Here is a 17,947-nt window from a genome sequence, read left to right on the forward strand (position 1 = left end):
GGATGCCCGGCCCGTATATTAAAGCGGTGAATCCTGGCTGATTTCATCAAGCGACAGCTGGAAGCTCGGGACAAACACCTGCATAAAGTAATCCATCTCCGGGCTGCGGCGCGACTCCAGCGTTTTTTCCAGCCGACCTTTAGCCAGCAGGAATTCGTTATTGCCGGCGGAAAGCTCTTCAAGACATTTCAGATAGGCGCACAGGGCGTCGGCCTGCTTCACAATCGACTGCTCTTCTTCACTGTAATGGTGCTCATCAATCAGGGGCTCAAAGATATCGCGCAGCTCATCGGGAACCATATCGACCAGTTTTTGCTGAGCGATTTTCTCAATCGCCTTATATTCCTGGGCAATCTGCGAATTGAAGTATTTCACCGGCGTGGGCAGATCGCCGGTGAGTACCTCGGAGGCATCGTGATACATCGCCAGCAGGGCAATACGTTCGGCGTTGACCTGGCCGCCAAACTTGCGGTTCTTAATCGCCGCCAGCGCGTGGGCGACCATCGCCACCTGCAAACTGTGCTCGGAGACGTTCTCGGTACGCACGTTGCGCATCAATGGCCAGCGGTTAATTAGTTTCAGGCGGGAGAGGTGGGCAAAGAAATGACTCTGACTCATAGGAACCCTTAAGCGGTGACAACATCAGGTTCCATTGTGCGCAGGGATCGCCGCCGGATGCAAATACCGGCGGCGGCGCGATTAAAGCTGATGATAGCCGGAGAGGAAACGGCCAAAGCGGGAAATCGCCATTTCCAGGTCATCTTCACGCGGCAGGGTGACGATACGCACGTGATCCGGCCACGGCCAGTTAAAGGCGGTACCCTGAACCAGCAGCACTTTCTCCTGTAGCAGGAAATCGAGCACCATTTTCTGGTCATCGTGGATATTAAAGCGTTTAGCATCGATTTTCGGGAACATATACAGCGCGCCTTTCGGCTTGACGCAGGAGACGCCCGGGATCTCGTTGATTAACTCCCAGGCGCGGTTGCGCTGCTCATATAAACGCCCGCCCGGAATGATAAATTCGCTAATGCTCTGGTAGCCGCCCAGCGCGGTTTGGATAGCGTGTTGCGCCGGGACATTCGCGCACAGACGCATTGAGGCCAGCATTTCCAGCCCTTCGATATAGCCTTTGGCGTGCTTTTTCGGCCCGTTCAGCACCATCCAGCCCTGGCGGAAACCGGCGACGCGATAGGTCTTCGACAGTCCGTTGAAGGTGACGGTCAGCATATCCGGCGCCAGCGCGGCGATAGAGTGGTGTTCGGCGTCGTCATACAGGATTTTGTCGTAGATTTCGTCGGCGAAAATAATCAGGTTGTGCTGACGGGCGATCTCGACTATCTCCTGCAGCAGCTCTTTGGAATAAACGGCGCCCGTTGGGTTATTCGGGTTAATGATGACGATCCCGCGGGTGCGTGGCGTAATTTTGGCGCGGATATCGTCGAGATCCGGGAACCAGTCTGAAGATTCGTCGCACAGATAGTGCACCGCTTTGCCGCTGGAAAGCGAGACAGCCGCGGTCCACAGCGGGTAGTCCGGGGCCGGAACGAGCATTTCGTCGCCGCTGTTGAGCAGCGCCTGCATGGCCTGGACGATTAGCTCTGAAACGCCGTTACCGATATAGATATCTTCCACGGTAACATCGCGCATTCCGCGCGCCTGGTAGTGCTGCATAATTGCTTTACGGGCGGAATAGAGACCTTTTGAGTCGCTGTAGCCCTGGGCGGTCGGCAGATTGCGGATAACGTCGACGAGGATTTCGTCAGGCGCATCAAAGCCGAACGGCGCCGGGTTGCCGATATTCAGCTTGAGTACCTTGTTGCCTTCTTCTTCAAGGCGTTTTGCTTCTTTTAGAACCGGACCGCGGATGTCGTAACAGACATTCTCTAACTTGCTGGATTTTTCGATAGGGGACATGAACCTTTGACCTTTTAGCTGTTATCGCCACTCCCTGCCGTGGAAGTCAGCACGGAACAATGTACTCCGCATCCCCGCTGTTTTGAAGGGTTAACAGGAGAAGATTTTGCGAATAGTATTTTTTTAGAGTAATGAATTTATCTGTGTAATGGCGTTATTCTTTATATAATGTGCCTGATATGGGTTTTTGAATGGTTTTATGTTGCGCATATTGCGCAATTGTATGGATGTTTATCTGGTTTGTTGCTGAAGGAAAAAGCGGCTTGCCTGAATTTTAACCGCTAAAAGACACTATGCTAATAAGAAAGAGGGCGACGACAACTGTAGCAACTATGTTAATTTTTTTTAATAAAACATGCCAATTAATGAATCAGGTATATTTGATTGCATGGATTATTTCGGCTTTTGTTAATTTAATTATAGTGCTGCAAAAATGTTTAAAATTACCTTAGATAATACTGATTAGCGCTTATAAATATTGTGGTTTTCGGTTAGGATATGACGGTTAATATCGACGTATAAACCTCTGTTTAACGGCGTGATTTTATTAATATATTGTTATTGCAGACTTTTTTGTTTGTGTTCCAGCAAGCGTTGTTATCTGTGTCGGGCTTCCGGTCGTAACGACATTTGTTATTGCAGACTTTGTTTGAGATTCATCACATAACGTAAGTCTCAGTAATTAAAAATGCGTAGAGCTACGAACAAAATATTACTCAAATTTTTCGCACATTTGTCGCGAACGAGTGCTTTCACATGCAATGACGTTCTTCCAGTTGTCACCCGCGGCAATTGTCCGCTCGGCACGAGGCTCATGGAATAGCCGGAAACCTGGATACAGCATCAACAAGGCAGGCCAGCATTAGCGCTTGTAAGTGAAGAAATATGATAAATGCAAATCGTCCGATACTAAATCTCGATCTCGATCTGCTGCGGACCTTCGTCGCCGTCGCCGATCTGAGTACCTTTGCGGCGGCCGCTGCCGCGGTATGTCGTACCCAGTCCGCCGTCAGCCAGCAGATGCAGCGACTGGAGCAACTGGTTGGCAAAGAGCTTTTCGCTCGTCATGGGCGTAATAAATTACTGACTGAGCAGGGGATCCAACTGCTCAGCTACGCGCGCAAAATACTGCGTTTTAATGATGAAGCCTGCATGTCGCTGATGTTTGGCAGTTTGCAGGGGACGTTGACTATCGGCGCCTCCGATGAAACGGCGGATACCATCCTGCCTTATCTGCTCAATCGAATCGGCAGCTTCTATCCCAAACTGACGCTGGAAATTAAGGTCCTTAATTACGCCGATATCGCTGCGAAGTTGGGCAGCGGCGAGATTGACCTGGCGTTAACCACTCATCAAACCGGCGAATTTGATGTCCTGACGCTGCGTACCTCGCCGACGCTGTGGTATTGCGCCGCGGATTACGTACTGGCGCACGGTGAATCTGTTCCGCTGGTGCTGCTCGAAGAGTCCGGGCCGTTTCGCGAAGATATCATCTCGGCGCTGAATGCCGCGCAGGTCCCCTGGCATCTGGCGCATGCCGCCAGTTCTCTGGCCGGGGTGAAGGCGGCGGTGAAAGCGGGGCTTGGCGTCACCGCGCGTCCGGTAGAAATGATGAGTCCGGAACTGCGCGTACCGGGTAAAAGCGATGGTTTGCCAGGCCTACCGGATACCCACTATGTGCTGAGCTGCAATCCACAGCGGGAAAACGAGCTGGCGCAGGCGATTTTTCAGTCCCTGAGCCAGGACCATAATCCGTGGAACACGGAAACGCTGTATACCCCGGAAGGGGGAGACGGATCTCTGGTTTCATAAAGCGAAATTATCATATATCGATCACAATAATCCGGTAACAAAATGTAAGTGTAAAAAAGAGCCGCCGATCGACAAAATGAGGTCAGTGGCTCTTTTTTTTTATATTTTACAAGGATTTTAAGCAGTTTAATAATTTATTGATATATGAATCAATGAGTTGGATTGAAAGCGACCATTGTTTCCCTGTTTTTAGCTGCAGTTTCAATACTTCCTGCTAATGTTAAAAAACCGGACGGATTGTTGCCGTTTTCCAGATGTAATTAACAAAAGCGTGTCACAGATCAAGAAAATACCCCTACTTGGGGGGAGGAATCGCGGCCAAATCCTGTCAAAATAGATTGGCGAAACTGATTTACGTCTAAAACGGACACGATTCAACAACACTAAATCCGAATGATATGCAAGGTTATTACGCAACAAAGGGCATTTAATGTTAATGAAAAGATTCCAATGTAAATTAATGTAGTTAAAACTTTTGTTAAAGTTGACAAAAGGTTAAAGAAAGGGGTAAAAAGCCACGGCATTTGGGCTTCCTCATCAACCAGGGACGCTTTTTTGCAAGGTCATTTTTTTATTCCTCCCGTGAAACGCTGTGGCGTTCATCTGCCATCAAGAGCAGAGGGTTTTGGCGCTACACTTTTTTGGTTAAGCAATGCGTATGTCAACATCCACTGAAGTCATCGCTCATCATTGGGCATTCGCTATATTTCTCATCATCGCTATCGGTCTGTGCTGCCTGATGCTCGTCGGCGGCTGGTACCTTGGCGGTCGCGCGCGCGCGCGTAGCAAAAACACGCCGTTTGAATCGGGGATCGACTCCGTTGGTTCGGCCCGCTTACGTCTTTCTGCGAAGTTTTATCTGGTCGCCATGTTCTTCGTTATCTTCGACGTGGAAGCCCTGTATCTCTACGCATGGTCAACATCCATTCGCGAAAGCGGCTGGGTTGGCTTTGTGGAAGCCGCAATTTTCATTTTAGTGCTACTGGCTGGTCTGGTTTACCTCGTTCGCATCGGCGCACTGGACTGGACGCCTGCGCGTTCCCGTCGCACGCTGGTTAACCCGGAAACAGACAGTCCCACTAACCGTCATATGCAGTAAAAGCGAGGCAATAAGATGGATTATACGCTCACCCGCATAGATCCTAACGGTGAGAACGACCGTTACCCCCTGCAAAAACAGGAGATCGTAACTGACCCCCTGGAGCAAGAAGTCAATAAAAGCGTGTATATGGGGAAACTCGAACACGCGCTGCATGACATGGTGAACTGGGGCCGTAAGAACTCGATTTGGCCGTACAACTTCGGCCTGTCTTGCTGCTATGTAGAAATGGTGACGTCATTCACTGCGGTGCATGACGTTGCGCGTTTTGGCGCGGAAGTACTGCGTGCCTCTCCGCGTCAGGCCGACCTGATGGTGGTCGCCGGTACCTGTTTCACCAAAATGGCCCCGGTTATTCAGCGCCTGTACGATCAGATGCTGGAGCCGAAGTGGGTTATCTCTATGGGCGCATGCGCTAACTCCGGCGGGATGTACGATATCTACTCCGTCGTCCAGGGCGTGGACAAGTTTATTCCGGTTGATGTTTACATCCCGGGCTGTCCGCCGCGTCCGGAAGCTTATATGCAGGCGCTGATGCTGCTGCAGGAATCCATTGGTAAAGAGCGCCGTCCTCTCTCTTGGGTGGTTGGCGATCAGGGCGTCTATCGCGCCAACATGCAATCCGAGCGCGAGCGTAAACGCGGCGAACGAATTGCGGTGACCAATCTGCGGACTCCGGACGAGATTTAACTTGCGCCTGCGGGCGGGAACCAGACTTCGCAAATCAATCTACAAAAGCAGCGAAGCCTCGCCCGGCAGTCACCACGGACCTTTTGCAATGGTGAACAATATGACTGATTTAACCGCGCATGACGCCGCACCAGCCTGGCAAACCCGCGATCACCTTGATGACCCGGTGATCGGCGAACTGCGCAACCGTTTTGGGCCGGATGCCTTTACCGTTCAGCCTACCCGTACCGGCGTTCCGGTGGTATGGGTGAAGCGCGAACAGCTGCTCGAGGTGGGTGATTTCCTGAAGAGATTGCCTAAACCTTACGTGATGCTGTTTGACCTGCACGGCATGGACGAACGTTTACGTACACACCGCGATGGCTTGCCAGCCGCGGATTTTTCCGTTTTCTACCACCTGATCTCAGTAGACCGCAACCGCGATATCATGCTCAAGGTGGCGTTGTCTGAAAACGATCTGCATCTACCGACCTTCACCAAACTGTTCCCTAACGCCAACTGGTATGAGCGTGAAACCTGGGAAATGTTTGGCGTGACCTTCGACGGTCACCCGAATCTGCGCCGCATCATGATGCCGCCGACCTGGGAAGGCCACCCGCTGCGTAAAGACTATCCGGCGCGCGCCACCGAATTCGATCCGTTTGAGCTGACCAAGGCCAAGCAGGATCTGGAAATGGAAGCGTTAACCTTCAAGCCGGAAGAGTGGGGTATGAAGCGCGGTACCGAAAACGAGGACTTTATGTTCCTCAACCTCGGCCCGAACCACCCGTCCGCTCACGGCGCATTCCGTATTATTCTGCAGTTGGATGGCGAAGAGATTGTCGACTGCGTGCCGGACATCGGCTACCACCACCGCGGCGCGGAGAAGATGGGTGAACGCCAGTCCTGGCACAGCTACATCCCGTACACCGACCGTATCGAATACCTCGGCGGCTGCGTCAACGAGATGCCGTACGTGCTGGCGGTGGAAAAACTGGCCGGGATCACCGTGCCGGATCGCGTGAACGTGATCCGCGTGATGCTGTCCGAACTGTTCCGCATTAACAGCCACCTGCTGTATATCTCGACCTTTATTCAGGACGTCGGCGCGATGACCCCGGTCTTCTTCGCCTTTACCGACCGTCAGAAAATCTACGATCTGGTCGAAGCGATCACCGGTTTCCGTATGCACCCGGCATGGTTCCGCATCGGCGGCGTCGCCCACGACCTGCCGCGCGGCTGGGATCGCCTGCTGCGTGAATTCCTTGAGTGGATGCCTAAGCGCCTGGATTCCTATGAGAAAGCCGCGCTGCGCAACACTATTCTGATTGGCCGCTCCAAAGGCGTTGCCGCCTACACCGCGAAAGAAGCGCTGGAGTGGGGTACCACCGGCGCAGGCCTGCGCGCGACCGGTATCGGCTTCGACGTGCGTAAATGGCGTCCTTATTCTGGCTACGAAAACTTCGACTTTGAAATCCCGACTGGCGGCGGCGTTTCCGACTGCTACACCCGCGTGATGCTAAAAGTGGAAGAGCTGCGCCAGAGCCTGCGCATTCTCCAGCAGTGCCTCGATAATATGCCGGAAGGCCCGTTCAAAGCGGATCACCCGCTGACCACGCCGCCGCCGAAAGAGCGCACGCTGCAGCACATTGAGACCCTGATTACGCACTTCCTGCAGGTTTCCTGGGGCCCGGTGATGCCGGCCAACGAATCCTTCCAGATGGTTGAAGCGACGAAGGGGATTAACAGTTACTACCTGACCAGCGACGGCAGCACCATGAGCTACCGTACCCGTATTCGTACCCCGAGCTATGCGCACCTGCAGCAGATCCCGGCGGCGATCCGCGGCAGCCTGGTATCCGACCTTATCGTCTATCTGGGTAGTATTGATTTTGTTATGTCAGACGTGGACCGCTAATTATGCACGAGAATCAACAACCACAAACCGAGGCTTTTGAGCTGAGTGCGGCAGAGCGTGAGGCTATTGAGCACGAAAAGCACCACTACGAAGACCCGCGTGCGGCGTCCATCGAAGCGCTGAAAATTGTTCAAAAACAGCGCGGCTGGGTACCGGATGGCGCGATCTACGCGATCGCCGATGTGCTGGGGATCCCGGCAAGCGACGTCGAAGGCGTGGCGACATTCTACAGCCAGATCTTCCGCCAGCCGGTTGGCCGTCACGTGATCCGCTACTGCGACAGCGTGGTGTGCCATATCACCGGCTTCCAGGGGATCCAGTCCGCTATCGAGAAAAAGCTGGACATCAAACCGGGTCAAACCACCTTTGATGGCCGCTTCACGCTGCTGCCGACCTGTTGCCTTGGCAACTGCGACAAGGGGCCGACCATGATGATTGATGACGACACGCACAGTTATCTGACGCCGGAAGCGATTCCTGACCTCCTGGAGCGGTATAAATGAAAACCATTATTCGTACTGCCGAAACGCATCCATTAACCTGGCGTCTGCGCGATGACAAGCAGCCGGTGTGGCTGGACGAGTATCGCAGTAAAAACGGTTATGAAGGGGCGCGCAAGGCCTTAAGCGGTATGGCGCCGGATGAAATCGTCAATGCGGTAAAAGACGCCGGCCTGAAAGGGCGCGGCGGCGCGGGCTTTTCCACCGGTCTGAAGTGGAGCCTGATGCCGAAAGACGAGTCCATGAACATCCGTTACCTGCTGTGTAACGCCGATGAAATGGAACCGGGTACCTATAAAGACCGTCTGCTGATGGAACAGCTGCCGCACCTGCTGGTGGAAGGCATGCTGATCTCCGCCTTTGCGCTGAAGGCCTATCGCGGTTACATCTTCCTGCGCGGCGAATATATCGAAGCGGCGCAGCATCTGCGTCGTGCGATCGCCGAAGCCACTGAAGCAGGCCTGTTGGGGAAAAATATCCTCGGTACCGGTTTTGACTTCGAGCTGTTCGTGCATACCGGGGCAGGGCGCTATATTTGCGGTGAAGAGACGGCGCTTATCAACTCGCTGGAAGGCCGCCGCGCGAACCCGCGCTCCAAGCCGCCGTTCCCGGCGAGCTCGGGCGTATGGGGCAAACCGACCTGCGTCAACAACGTTGAAACCCTGTGCAACGTGCCTGCCATTCTCGCCAACGGCGTGGAGTGGTATCAGAATATTTCAACCAGCAAAGATGCCGGCACCAAGCTGATGGGCTTCTCCGGGCGCGTGAAGAATCCGGGCGTCTGGGAACTGCCTTTCGGCACCACCGCGCGCGAGATCCTCGAAGATTACGCCGGCGGCATGCGTGATGGCCTGAAGTTTAAAGCCTGGCAGCCGGGCGGCGCCGGAACCGACTTCCTGACCGAAGCGCACCTCGATTTGCCGATGGAGTTTGAAAGCATTGGTAAAGCCGGTAGTCGTCTGGGCACCGCGCTGGCGATGGCCGTCGACCACGAGATCGGCATGGTTCCGCTGGTGCGCAACCTCGAAGAATTTTTTGCCCGCGAATCCTGCGGCTGGTGTACGCCTTGTCGCGACGGCCTGCCGTGGAGCGTGAAGATCCTGCGCGCCCTGGAGCGCGGCGAAGGCCAGCCTGGCGATATCGAAACCCTTGAGCAACTGTGTCGATTCCTCGGGCCGGGTAAAACCTTCTGCGCGCACGCGCCGGGCGCGGTTGAACCGCTGCAGAGCGCTATCAAATATTTCCGCGAAGAATTCGAGGCTGGCATTAAGCAGCAGTTCAGCAATACCCATGCAATTAACGGTATTCAGCCGAACCTGCTTAAGACGCGCTGGTAATCTAAAGGTTTTTTATTTTTGGAAGCACGCAAATGGCTACGATTCATGTAGACGGCAAAGAATACGAGGTCAACGGAGCGGACAACCTGCTAGAGGCTTGTCTCTCTCTTGGTCTTGATATTCCATACTTTTGCTGGCACCCGGCGCTAGGGAGCGTCGGTGCTTGCCGCCAGTGTGCGGTGAAGCAATATCAGAACGCGGAAGACACGCGTGGTCGCCTGGTGATGTCCTGTATGACTCCGGCATCTGACGGCACCTTTATTTCTATTGACGACGGCGAAGCGAAACAGTTCCGCGAAAGCGTGGTGGAGTGGCTGATGACCAACCACCCGCACGACTGCCCGGTCTGCGAAGAGGGCGGCAACTGCCACCTGCAGGATATGACGGTCATGACCGGCCATAGCTTCCGCCGCTATCGTTTCACCAAGCGTACCCACCGCAACCAGGATCTGGGGCCATTTATTTCTCACGAAATGAACCGCTGCATCGCCTGCTACCGCTGCGTTCGCTACTATAAAGATTATGCCGATGGCACCGATCTGGGCGTTTATGGCGCTCATGACAACGTCTACTTCGGCCGCCCGGAAGATGGCACGCTGGAAAGCGAGTTCTCCGGTAACCTGGTTGAAGTTTGCCCGACCGGCGTCTTCACCGATAAAACGCACTCTGAGCGTTACAACCGTAAGTGGGACATGCAGTTTGCGCCGAGCATCTGCCAGCAGTGTTCCATTGGCTGTAACATCAGCCCTGGCGAACGCTATGGCGAGCTGCGTCGTATCGAAAACCGCTATAACGGTACCGTTAACCGCTACTTCCTCTGCGACCGCGGTCGTTTCGGCTATGGCTACGTAAACCTCAAAGATCGTCCGCGTCAGCCGGTTCAGCGCCGTGGCGACGATCTGATCGCGCTCAACGCCGAACAGGCGATGCAGGGGGCGGCGGATATCCTGCGCCAGTCGAAGAAAGTCATTGGTATCGGTTCTCCGCGCGCCAGCATTGAAAGCAACTTCGCGCTGCGTGAGCTGGTCGGTAGCGAAAACTTCTATACCGGCATCGCTAAAGGCGAACAAGCGCGCCTGCAGATGATGCTCAAAGTGCTGCGCGAAGGCGGGATCCATACCCCGACGCTGCGCGATATCGAATCCTACGATGCGGTACTGGTGCTGGGCGAAGATATTACTCAGACCGGCGCGCGCGTTGCCCTGGCGGTACGCCAGGCGGTGAAAGGGAAAGCTCGCGAAATGGCGGCGGCGCAGAAAGTGGCCGACTGGCAGATTGCGGCAATTCTCAACATCGGACAGCGCGCCAAGCATCCGTTATTTGTCACTAATATCGACGACACTCGCCTGGATGACATCGCGGCGTGGACCTATCGCGCGCCGGTGGAAGATCAGGCGCGTCTGGGCTTCGCTATCGCCCATGCGCTGGATGACAGCGCGCCGGCGGTTGATGGCCTGAGCCATGACCTGCAGGGTAAAGTCGATGTTATCGTTCAGGCGCTGGCCGGGGCGAAAAAACCGCTGATTATCTCCGGTACTAACGCCGGTAGCATGGAAATCATTCAGGCTGCCGCCAACGTGGCGAAAGCGTTGAAAGGCCGCGGCGCCGATGTTGGCGTGACCATGGTCGCCCGCGCGGTGAATAGCGTCGGTCTGGGCATGATCGGCGGCGGCTCGCTTGAAGAGGCGCTGGACGAACTGGAAAGCGGCGCCGCAGACGCGGTTATCGTGCTGGAAAACGACCTGCACCGTCATGCTTCCGCCGCGCGCGTCGACGCTGCGCTGGCGAAAGCGCCGCTGGTGATGGTGGTTGACCATCAGCGCACCGCGATTATGGACAAAGCGCACCTGGTGCTCTCCGCGGCAAGCTTTGCGGAAAGCGACGGTACCGTTGTTAACAACGAAGGCCGCGCCCAGCGTTTCTTCCAGGTTTACGACCCGGCTTACTACGACGCGAAAACCGTGATGCTGGAAAGCTGGCGCTGGCTGCATTCGCTGCACAGCACCGTCAACAACCGTCAGGTTGACTGGACGCAGCTGGACCACGTCATTGATGCGGCGATTGCGGCGTTGCCGCAGCTGGCGGGCATTAAAGATGCCGCGCCGGATGCGACCTTCCGCATTCGCGGCCAGAAGCTGGCGCGTGAACCGCACCGCTACAGCGGCCGCACGGCGATGCGCGCCAACATCAGCGTGCACGAACCGCGTCAGCCGCAGGATAAAGACACCATGTTCGCCTTCTCAATGGAAGGGAACAACCAGCCGTCCGCGCCGCGTTCGCAAATTCCGTTTGCGTGGGCGCCGGGCTGGAACTCCCCGCAGGCATGGAACAAATTCCAGGATGAAGTGGGCGGTAAACTGCGCCACGGCGATCCGGGCGTACGTCTGATTGAAGCTTCCGCCAGCGGGCTGGAGTACTTCACGGCGGTTCCGGCCAGCTTCCACGCGGAAGAGGGCAAATGGCGTATCGCGCCGTACTATCACCTGTTTGGCAGCGATGAGCTGTCTCAGCGTTCTCCGGTGTTCCAGAGCCGGATGCCTGATCCATACATCAAGCTGAACCCGGCGGATGCCGCAAAGCTTGGCGTTAACGCCGGGGCGATGGTTTCCTTCAGCGTAGAAGGCCAGACGCTGAGTCTGCCGCTGGTTATTTCTGAAGGGTTGACCGCGGGACAGGTTGGCTTACCGATGGGCATGCCGGGCATCGCGCCGGTACTGGCCGGGGCGCGTATTGATTCACTGCAGGAGGCGCAAGCATGAGTTGGTTAACGCCGGATCTTATCGACATTTTGTTAAGCATCCTGAAGGCCGTGGTCATTCTGCTGGTGGTCGTCACCTGCGGCGCGTTCATGAGCTTCGGCGAGCGTCGTCTGCTCGGCCTGTTCCAGAACCGCTACGGACCTAACCGCGTGGGCTGGGGCGGTTCGCTGCAGCTGGTCGCCGACATGATCAAGATGTTCTTCAAAGAGGACTGGATCCCGCGCTTCTCCGATCGCGTGATCTTTACTCTGGCGCCGGTTATCGCCTTTACCTCGTTGCTGCTGGCCTTTGCTATCGTGCCGGTTAGCCCGTCGTGGGTGGTCGCCGACCTGAACATCGGTATTCTGTTCTTCCTGATGATGGCAGGCCTGGCGGTTTACGCGGTCCTGTTCGCCGGTTGGTCGAGCAACAACAAATACTCGCTGCTGGGGGCGATGCGTGCTTCCGCACAAACGCTGAGCTACGAAGTGTTCCTTGGTCTCTCCCTGATGGGCGTGGTGGCGCAGGCGGGGTCATTCAACATGACCGATATCGTCAACAACCAGGCGCATCTGTGGAACGTCATCCCGCAGTTCTTCGGCTTCGTGACTTTCGCCATCGCCGGCGTGGCGGTGTGCCACCGTCACCCGTTTGACCAGCCGGAAGCGGAGCAGGAACTGGCCGATGGTTACCACATTGAATATTCCGGTATGAAATTCGGTCTGTTCTTCGTCGGTGAATACATCGGGATTGTCACCGTTTCAGCGCTGATCGTGACGCTGTTCTTCGGCGGCTGGAATGGCCCGTGGTTACCGCCTTTCATCTGGTTCGCGCTGAAAACCGCGTTCTTCATGATGATGTTCATTTTGATCCGCGCATCATTACCGCGTCCGCGTTATGACCAGGTAATGTCCTTTGGCTGGAAGGTATGCCTGCCGTTAACGCTGGTCAACTTGTTGGTAACGGCGGCTGTCATTCTCTGGCAGGCGCAATAAGGGGTGAATTGAACATGACCTTAAAAGAATTATTGGTAGGGTTCGGCACCCAGGTCCGCAGTATTTGCATGATCGGGATGCACGCCTTCGCCAAACGTGAAACTCAGATGTACCCGGAAGAGCCGGTATATCTGCCGCCGCGCTATCGTGGCCGTATCGTGCTGACGCGCGATCCGGACGGTGAAGAGCGCTGCGTTGCCTGTAACCTGTGTGCGGTAGCCTGCCCGGTTGGCTGTATCTCTCTGCAGAAAGCAGAGACCAAAGACGGCCGCTGGTACCCGGAGTTCTTCCGCATCAACTTCTCACGCTGCATTTTCTGCGGCCTGTGCGAAGAAGCGTGCCCGACCACGGCGATTCAGTTGACCCCGGACTTCGAACTGGGCGAATACAAACGTCAGGATCTGGTGTACGAAAAAGAGGATCTGCTGATTTCCGGTCCGGGCAAATACCCGGAATATAACTTCTACCGGATGGCGGGTATGGCAATCGACGGCAAAGATAAGGGCGAAGCGGAAAACGAAGCTAAGCCAATCGACGTCAAGAGCCTGTTACCGTAAGGAGAGGGGCAATGGAATTCGCTTTTTATATCTGTGGCCTGATAGCCATCCTCGCAACCTTGCGGGTCGTCACCCACACCAATCCGGTGCACGCGCTGCTGTACCTGATCATTTCGCTGTTAGCGATTGCCGGGGTGTTTTTCTCGCTGGGCGCTTACTTCGCCGGTGCGCTGGAAATCATCGTTTACGCCGGGGCCATTATGGTGCTGTTCGTGTTCGTGGTGATGATGCTCAACCTGGGCGGCACCGAGATCGAACAGGAACGCAAATGGCTGCAGCCGGGGATCTGGATTGGCCCGGCCATCCTTTCCGCGGTGCTGCTGGTGGTAATCGTTTACGCCATCCTGGGCATCAATGACCAGGGTATCGACGGCGCGGCGATCAACGCCAAAGAAGTGGGTATTGCGCTGTTTGGGCCGTACGTCCTGGCGGTGGAGCTGGCCTCCATGCTGCTGCTGGCGGGCCTGGTTGTTGCCTTCCACATTGGCCGCGAAGAGCGCGCCGGTGAGGTGCTGAGCAACCGCGTGAACGACAGCGACAAAAGAAAAACGGAGGAACACGCATGATCCCCTTAACACATGGACTGATCCTCGCCGCCATCCTGTTTGTGCTCGGCCTGACTGGTCTTGTGATCCGCCGCAATCTGCTGTTTATGCTGATTAGCCTGGAAATCATGATTAACGCCGCCGCGCTGGCATTCGTGGTCGCGGGAAGCTACTGGGGCCAGACTGATGGTCAGATTATGTATATCCTCGCCATCAGCCTCGCGGCTGCGGAAGCGAGTATCGGTCTGGCGCTGCTGCTGCAGCTCCATCGTCGCCGCCAGAACCTGAACATCGATTCAGTAAGTGAGTTGCGTGGATGAACATGCTTGCCTTAACCATTCTTCTGCCATTGATTGGCTTTGTGCTGCTGGCCTTCTCCCGCGGACGCTGGTCGGAAAATCTTTCCGCTACCGTGGGGATGGGCTCGGTAGGCCTGGCGGCGCTGGTGACGGCGTACGTCGGCGTCGACTTTTTCGCTAACGGCAAACAGGCGGTCAGCGTACCGCTGTGGAACTGGATGTCGGTCGGTGATTTCAACATCGGCTTCAACCTGGTGCTGGATGGCCTGTCTCTGACCATGCTCTCCGTGGTTACCGGCGTCGGCTTCCTGATCCACATGTTCGCCTCCTGGTACATGCGCGGCGAAGAGGGCTACTCTCGCTTCTTCGCTTACACCAACCTGTTTATCGCCAGCATGGTCGTTTTGGTGCTGGCCGATAACCTGCTGTTGATGTACTTGGGTTGGGAAGGCGTGGGTCTCTGTTCTTACCTGCTGATCGGCTTCTACTACACCGATCCGAAGAACAACGCCGCGGCGATGAAAGCGTTCGTGGTCACCCGCGTCGGCGACGTGTTCCTCGCCTTCGCGCTGTTCATTCTTTATAACGAACTGGGCACCCTGAACTTCCGCGAAATGGTTGAGCTGGCGCCGCAGCACTTCGCTAACGGCAGCACCACGCTGCAGTGGGCGACGCTGATGCTGCTCGGCGGCGCGGTCGGTAAATCCGCTCAGCTGCCGCTGCAAACGTGGCTTGCCGATGCGATGGCGGGCCCGACGCCGGTCTCTGCGCTGATCCACGCCGCTACCATGGTGACCGCGGGCGTGTACCTGATTGCCCGTACCCACGGCCTGTTCCTGATGACGCCGGAAGTGCTGCATCTGGTCGGTATCGTTGGCGCAATCACGCTGGTGTTGGCGGGCTTCGCCGCGCTGGTGCAGACCGACATCAAACGCGTGCTGGCTTACTCGACTATGAGCCAGATTGGCTACATGTTCCTCGCGCTGGGCGTCCAGGCCTGGGACGCGGCGATCTTCCACCTGATGACGCATGCGTTCTTTAAAGCGCTGCTGTTCCTGTCGTCCGGTTCGGTGATCCTCGCCTGCCATCACGAACAGAACATCTTCAAGATGGGCGGCCTGCGCAAATCCATTCCGCTGGTTTATGTCTGCTTCCTGGTGGGGGGCGCGGCACTGTCCGCTCTGCCGCTTATCACCGCAGGCTTCTTCAGTAAGGATGAGATTCTGGCTGGCGCGATGGCCAACGGCCATATCAATCTGATGGTAGCGGGCCTGGTTGGCGCCTTTATGACCTCGCTGTATACCTTCCGTATGATTTTCATCGTGTTCCACGGTAAAGAGCAAATTCACGCGCACGCAGGGAAGGGGATTACCCACCATCTGCCGCTGATTGTGCTGCTGATTCTGTCCACCTTCGTTGGCGCGCTGATTGTGCCGCCGCTGGAAGGCGTACTGCCGCAGACCACCGAGCTCGCCCACGGTAGCGTGATGACGCTGGAAATGACCTCCGGGATTATCGCTATCGCCGGCATCCTGATCGCCGCATGGCTGTGGCTGGGCAAACGTACGCTGGTGACTTCCATCGCCAACAGCGCGCCTGGCCGCTTCTTCGGTACCTGGTGGTTCCATGCCTGGGGCTTCGACTGGTTATACGACAAAGTGTTCGTGAAACCATTCCTCGGTATCGCCTGGCTGCTGAAGAGCGATCCGCTGAACTCGTTGATGAATATCCCGGCGATTCTGTCCCGCTTCGCAGGTAAAGGCCTGCTGGTGAGCGAGAACGGCTATCTGCGGTGGTATGTGGCTTCAATGAGCATTGGCGCGGTGGTAGTGCTGGCTCTGCTGATGGTACTGCGTTGATTTGAGCGCGCGGTTTTGCCCGGTGGCGTTTCGCTTACCGGGCCTACGAAACCGTAGGTCGGGTAAGCGAAACGCCACCCGACACAACAAACCGCACTCAAACGTGAATGTAGTCGAATTCGTTGAAAATCGGTCCTGAACGGGACTTTAACAAGGAATAAAAATCGCCATGTTATTACCCTGGCTAATATTAATCCCCTTTATTGGCGGCTTCCTGTGCTGGCAGACTGAACGCTTTGGCGTGAAACTGCCGCGCTGGATCGCGCTGATTACCATGGGACTGACGCTGGTGCTTGGCCTGCAGCTGTGGATGCAGGGCGGCTATTCTCTGACGCAATCCGCGGGTATTCCGCAGTGGCAGTCGGAATTCGTGCTGCCGTGGATCCCACGTTTCGGCATTAGCATCCATCTGGCGATTGACGGTCTGTCGCTGCTCATGGTGGTGCTGACCGGCCTGCTCGGCGTGTTGGCGGTGCTCTGTTCCTGGCGCGAAATCGAAAAGTACCAGGGCTTCTTCCACCTCAACCTGATGTGGATCCTGGGCGGCGTCATCGGCGTATTCCTCGCCATCGACATGTTCCTGTTCTTCTTCTTCTGGGAAATGATGTTGGTGCCGATGTACTTCCTGATCGCGCTGTGGGGTCACAAAGCCTCTGACGGTAAAACGCGTATCACGGCGGCCACCAAGTTCTTCATCTATACCCAGGCGAGCGGCCTGGTGATGCTGATCGCCATTCTGGCGCTGGCATTCGTTCACTTCAACGCGACCGGCGTGTGGACCTTCAACTATGAAGAGCTGCTGAAAACCCCGATGTCGCACGGCGTGGAATACATGCTGATGCTCGGCTTCTTCATCGCCTTCGCGGTGAAAATGCCGGTAGTGCCGCTGCACGGCTGGCTACCGGACGCCCATTCCCAGGCGCCGACTGCCGGTTCCGTCGACCTCGCGGGCATCTTGCTGAAAACCGCGGCCTACGGTCTGCTGCGCTTTGCGCTGCCGCTGTTCCCGAACGCCTCCGCCGAGTTTGCGCCAATCGCCATGTGGCTGGGCGTGATCGGTATCTTCTACGGCGCGTGGATGGCCTTCGCCCAGACCGATATCAAACGTCTGATTGCTTACACCTCCGTTTCCCACATGGGCTTCGTGCTGATTGCTATCTACACCGGTAGCCAGCTGGCTTATCAAGGGGCGGTGATTCAGATGATTGCCCACGGTCTGTCCGCGGCGGGTCTGTTCATTCTGTGCGGCCAGCTGTACGAACGTCTGCACACCCGCGATATGCGCCAGATGGGCGGCTTGTGGAGCAAAATTAAATGGCTGCCGGCGATGTCGATGTTCTTCGCGGTCGCCACCCTGGGGATGCCGGGCACCGGTAACTTTGTCGGCGAATTTATGATTCTGTTCGGCAGCTATAAAGTGGTGCCGGTGATTACCGTTATCTCGACCTTTGGTCTGGTATTCGCTTCCGTTTACTCGCTGTCGATGCTGCATCGCGCTTACTTCGGTAAAGCGAAAAGCGAAATCGCGACGAAAGAGCTGCCGGGGATGTCCCTGCGTGAACTGTCTATCATCCTGCTGCTGGTGGTGCTGCTGGTGCTGTTGGGCTTCTTCCCGCAGCCGATTCTTGACACCTCGCATGCTGCGATGAGCAACATTCAGCAGTGGTTTGTTAATTCTGTTTCTACTACAAGGCCGTAATTC

The 17,947-nt window shown here is 55.9% G+C and carries 15 protein-coding genes; 13 read left to right on the plus strand and 2 right to left on the minus strand.

From position 1 onward, the window contains the following. Positions 1–18 precede the first annotated feature (18 nt). On the minus strand, positions 19–618 hold the full coding sequence (gene yfbR / locus PGQ95_RS14485) for a 5'-deoxynucleotidase (RefSeq protein ID WP_032712094.1): 600 nt from the start codon (positions 616–618) through the stop codon (positions 19–21). An 81-nt stretch (positions 619–699) separates the two neighbouring features. After that, entirely contained in the window at positions 700–1,917 is a 1,218-nt protein-coding gene (alaA, locus tag PGQ95_RS14490; RefSeq protein ID WP_015365583.1) for an alanine transaminase AlaA, read from the minus strand. Positions 1,918–2,802: 885 nt separating this feature from the next. Here alaA and PGQ95_RS14495 point away from each other — a divergent pair. From PGQ95_RS14495 to nuoM, 13 genes are all read left to right on the plus strand, one after another. After that, positions 2,803–3,729 carry a LysR family transcriptional regulator gene (locus PGQ95_RS14495; RefSeq protein WP_430918488.1) on the plus strand — a complete coding sequence of 309 codons (927 nt, stop codon included), beginning with the start codon at positions 2,803–2,805 and terminating at the stop codon, positions 3,727–3,729. A gap of 652 nt (positions 3,730–4,381) precedes the next feature. Further along, positions 4,382–4,828, plus strand: a complete 447-nt coding sequence (gene nuoA / locus PGQ95_RS14500) for an NADH-quinone oxidoreductase subunit NuoA (protein ID WP_002913181.1) — start codon at positions 4,382–4,384, stop codon at positions 4,826–4,828. A 15-nt stretch (positions 4,829–4,843) separates the two neighbouring features. Beyond that, positions 4,844–5,518 (plus strand): NADH-quinone oxidoreductase subunit NuoB, encoded by a 675-nt coding sequence (gene nuoB, locus PGQ95_RS14505; RefSeq protein WP_002913178.1) that lies wholly within the window; start codon positions 4,844–4,846, stop codon positions 5,516–5,518. A gap of 88 nt (positions 5,519–5,606) precedes the next feature. After that, positions 5,607–7,415, plus strand: a complete 1,809-nt coding sequence (nuoC, locus tag PGQ95_RS14510; RefSeq protein WP_015365585.1) for an NADH-quinone oxidoreductase subunit C/D — start codon at positions 5,607–5,609, stop codon at positions 7,413–7,415. Between the two features lie 2 nt (positions 7,416–7,417). After that, entirely contained in the window at positions 7,418–7,918 is a 501-nt protein-coding gene (gene nuoE, locus PGQ95_RS14515) for an NADH-quinone oxidoreductase subunit NuoE (RefSeq protein ID WP_015365586.1), read from the plus strand. Further along, the gene (gene nuoF, locus PGQ95_RS14520; RefSeq protein ID WP_015365587.1) at positions 7,915–9,252 is read left to right on the plus strand and encodes an NADH-quinone oxidoreductase subunit NuoF; all 1,338 of its coding nucleotides are present in this window, start codon (positions 7,915–7,917) and stop codon (positions 9,250–9,252) included. The genes nuoE and nuoF overlap by 4 nt, the downstream gene beginning before the upstream one ends. Before the next feature lie 32 nt (positions 9,253–9,284). Beyond that, entirely contained in the window at positions 9,285–12,011 is a 2,727-nt protein-coding gene (gene nuoG, locus PGQ95_RS14525; protein ID WP_430918490.1) for an NADH-quinone oxidoreductase subunit NuoG, read from the plus strand. Continuing rightward, on the plus strand, positions 12,008–12,985 hold the full coding sequence (gene nuoH / locus PGQ95_RS14530) for an NADH-quinone oxidoreductase subunit NuoH (RefSeq protein WP_015365589.1): 978 nt from the start codon (positions 12,008–12,010) through the stop codon (positions 12,983–12,985). The genes nuoG and nuoH overlap by 4 nt, the downstream gene beginning before the upstream one ends. Positions 12,986–12,999: 14 nt before the next feature. Beyond that, positions 13,000–13,542: an NADH-quinone oxidoreductase subunit NuoI gene (gene nuoI, locus PGQ95_RS14535; protein WP_015365590.1), complete on the plus strand. Its 543-nt coding sequence runs from the start codon at positions 13,000–13,002 to the stop codon at positions 13,540–13,542. Between the two features lie 11 nt (positions 13,543–13,553). Beyond that, a complete protein-coding gene (gene nuoJ, locus PGQ95_RS14540) occupies positions 13,554–14,108 on the plus strand; it encodes an NADH-quinone oxidoreductase subunit J (RefSeq protein ID WP_015365591.1) in 555 nt (184 codons plus the stop codon). Further along, positions 14,105–14,407, plus strand: a complete 303-nt coding sequence (gene nuoK / locus PGQ95_RS14545; protein WP_004865088.1) for an NADH-quinone oxidoreductase subunit NuoK — start codon at positions 14,105–14,107, stop codon at positions 14,405–14,407. The genes nuoJ and nuoK overlap by 4 nt, the downstream gene beginning before the upstream one ends. Further along, positions 14,404–16,245 carry an NADH-quinone oxidoreductase subunit L gene (gene nuoL, locus PGQ95_RS14550; RefSeq protein WP_015706160.1) on the plus strand — a complete coding sequence of 614 codons (1,842 nt, stop codon included), beginning with the start codon at positions 14,404–14,406 and terminating at the stop codon, positions 16,243–16,245. Before nuoK ends, nuoL begins: the two co-directional genes overlap by 4 nt. A 169-nt stretch (positions 16,246–16,414) precedes the next feature. Continuing rightward, entirely contained in the window at positions 16,415–17,944 is a 1,530-nt protein-coding gene (nuoM, locus tag PGQ95_RS14555; protein ID WP_015365593.1) for an NADH-quinone oxidoreductase subunit M, read from the plus strand. Positions 17,945–17,947: the final 3 nt, after the last annotated feature.

Source organism: Klebsiella sp. 141240, assembly GCF_050600805.1.
Lineage (GTDB): Bacteria > Pseudomonadota > Gammaproteobacteria > Enterobacterales > Enterobacteriaceae > Klebsiella > Klebsiella aerogenes.

Excerpts from the sequence above, each read along its gene's own strand:
- yfbR (WP_032712094.1), bottom strand. The coding sequence starts at position 618 with ATGAGTCAGAGTCATTTCTTTGCCCACCTCTCCCGCCTGAAACTAATT.
- alaA (WP_015365583.1), bottom strand. The coding sequence starts at position 1,917 with ATGTCCCCTATCGAAAAATCCAGCAAGTTAGAGAATGTCTGTTACGAC.
- PGQ95_RS14495 (WP_430918488.1), top strand. The coding sequence starts at position 2,803 with ATGATAAATGCAAATCGTCCGATACTAAATCTCGATCTCGATCTGCTG.
- nuoA (WP_002913181.1), top strand. The coding sequence starts at position 4,382 with ATGCGTATGTCAACATCCACTGAAGTCATCGCTCATCATTGGGCATTC.
- nuoB (WP_002913178.1), top strand. The coding sequence starts at position 4,844 with ATGGATTATACGCTCACCCGCATAGATCCTAACGGTGAGAACGACCGT.
- nuoC (WP_015365585.1), top strand. The coding sequence starts at position 5,607 with ATGGTGAACAATATGACTGATTTAACCGCGCATGACGCCGCACCAGCC.
- nuoE (WP_015365586.1), top strand. The coding sequence starts at position 7,418 with ATGCACGAGAATCAACAACCACAAACCGAGGCTTTTGAGCTGAGTGCG.
- nuoF (WP_015365587.1), top strand. The coding sequence starts at position 7,915 with ATGAAAACCATTATTCGTACTGCCGAAACGCATCCATTAACCTGGCGT.
- nuoG (WP_430918490.1), top strand. The coding sequence starts at position 9,285 with ATGGCTACGATTCATGTAGACGGCAAAGAATACGAGGTCAACGGAGCG.
- nuoH (WP_015365589.1), top strand. The coding sequence starts at position 12,008 with ATGAGTTGGTTAACGCCGGATCTTATCGACATTTTGTTAAGCATCCTG.
- nuoI (WP_015365590.1), top strand. The coding sequence starts at position 13,000 with ATGACCTTAAAAGAATTATTGGTAGGGTTCGGCACCCAGGTCCGCAGT.
- nuoJ (WP_015365591.1), top strand. The coding sequence starts at position 13,554 with ATGGAATTCGCTTTTTATATCTGTGGCCTGATAGCCATCCTCGCAACC.
- nuoK (WP_004865088.1), top strand. The coding sequence starts at position 14,105 with ATGATCCCCTTAACACATGGACTGATCCTCGCCGCCATCCTGTTTGTG.
- nuoL (WP_015706160.1), top strand. The coding sequence starts at position 14,404 with ATGAACATGCTTGCCTTAACCATTCTTCTGCCATTGATTGGCTTTGTG.
- nuoM (WP_015365593.1), top strand. The coding sequence starts at position 16,415 with ATGTTATTACCCTGGCTAATATTAATCCCCTTTATTGGCGGCTTCCTG.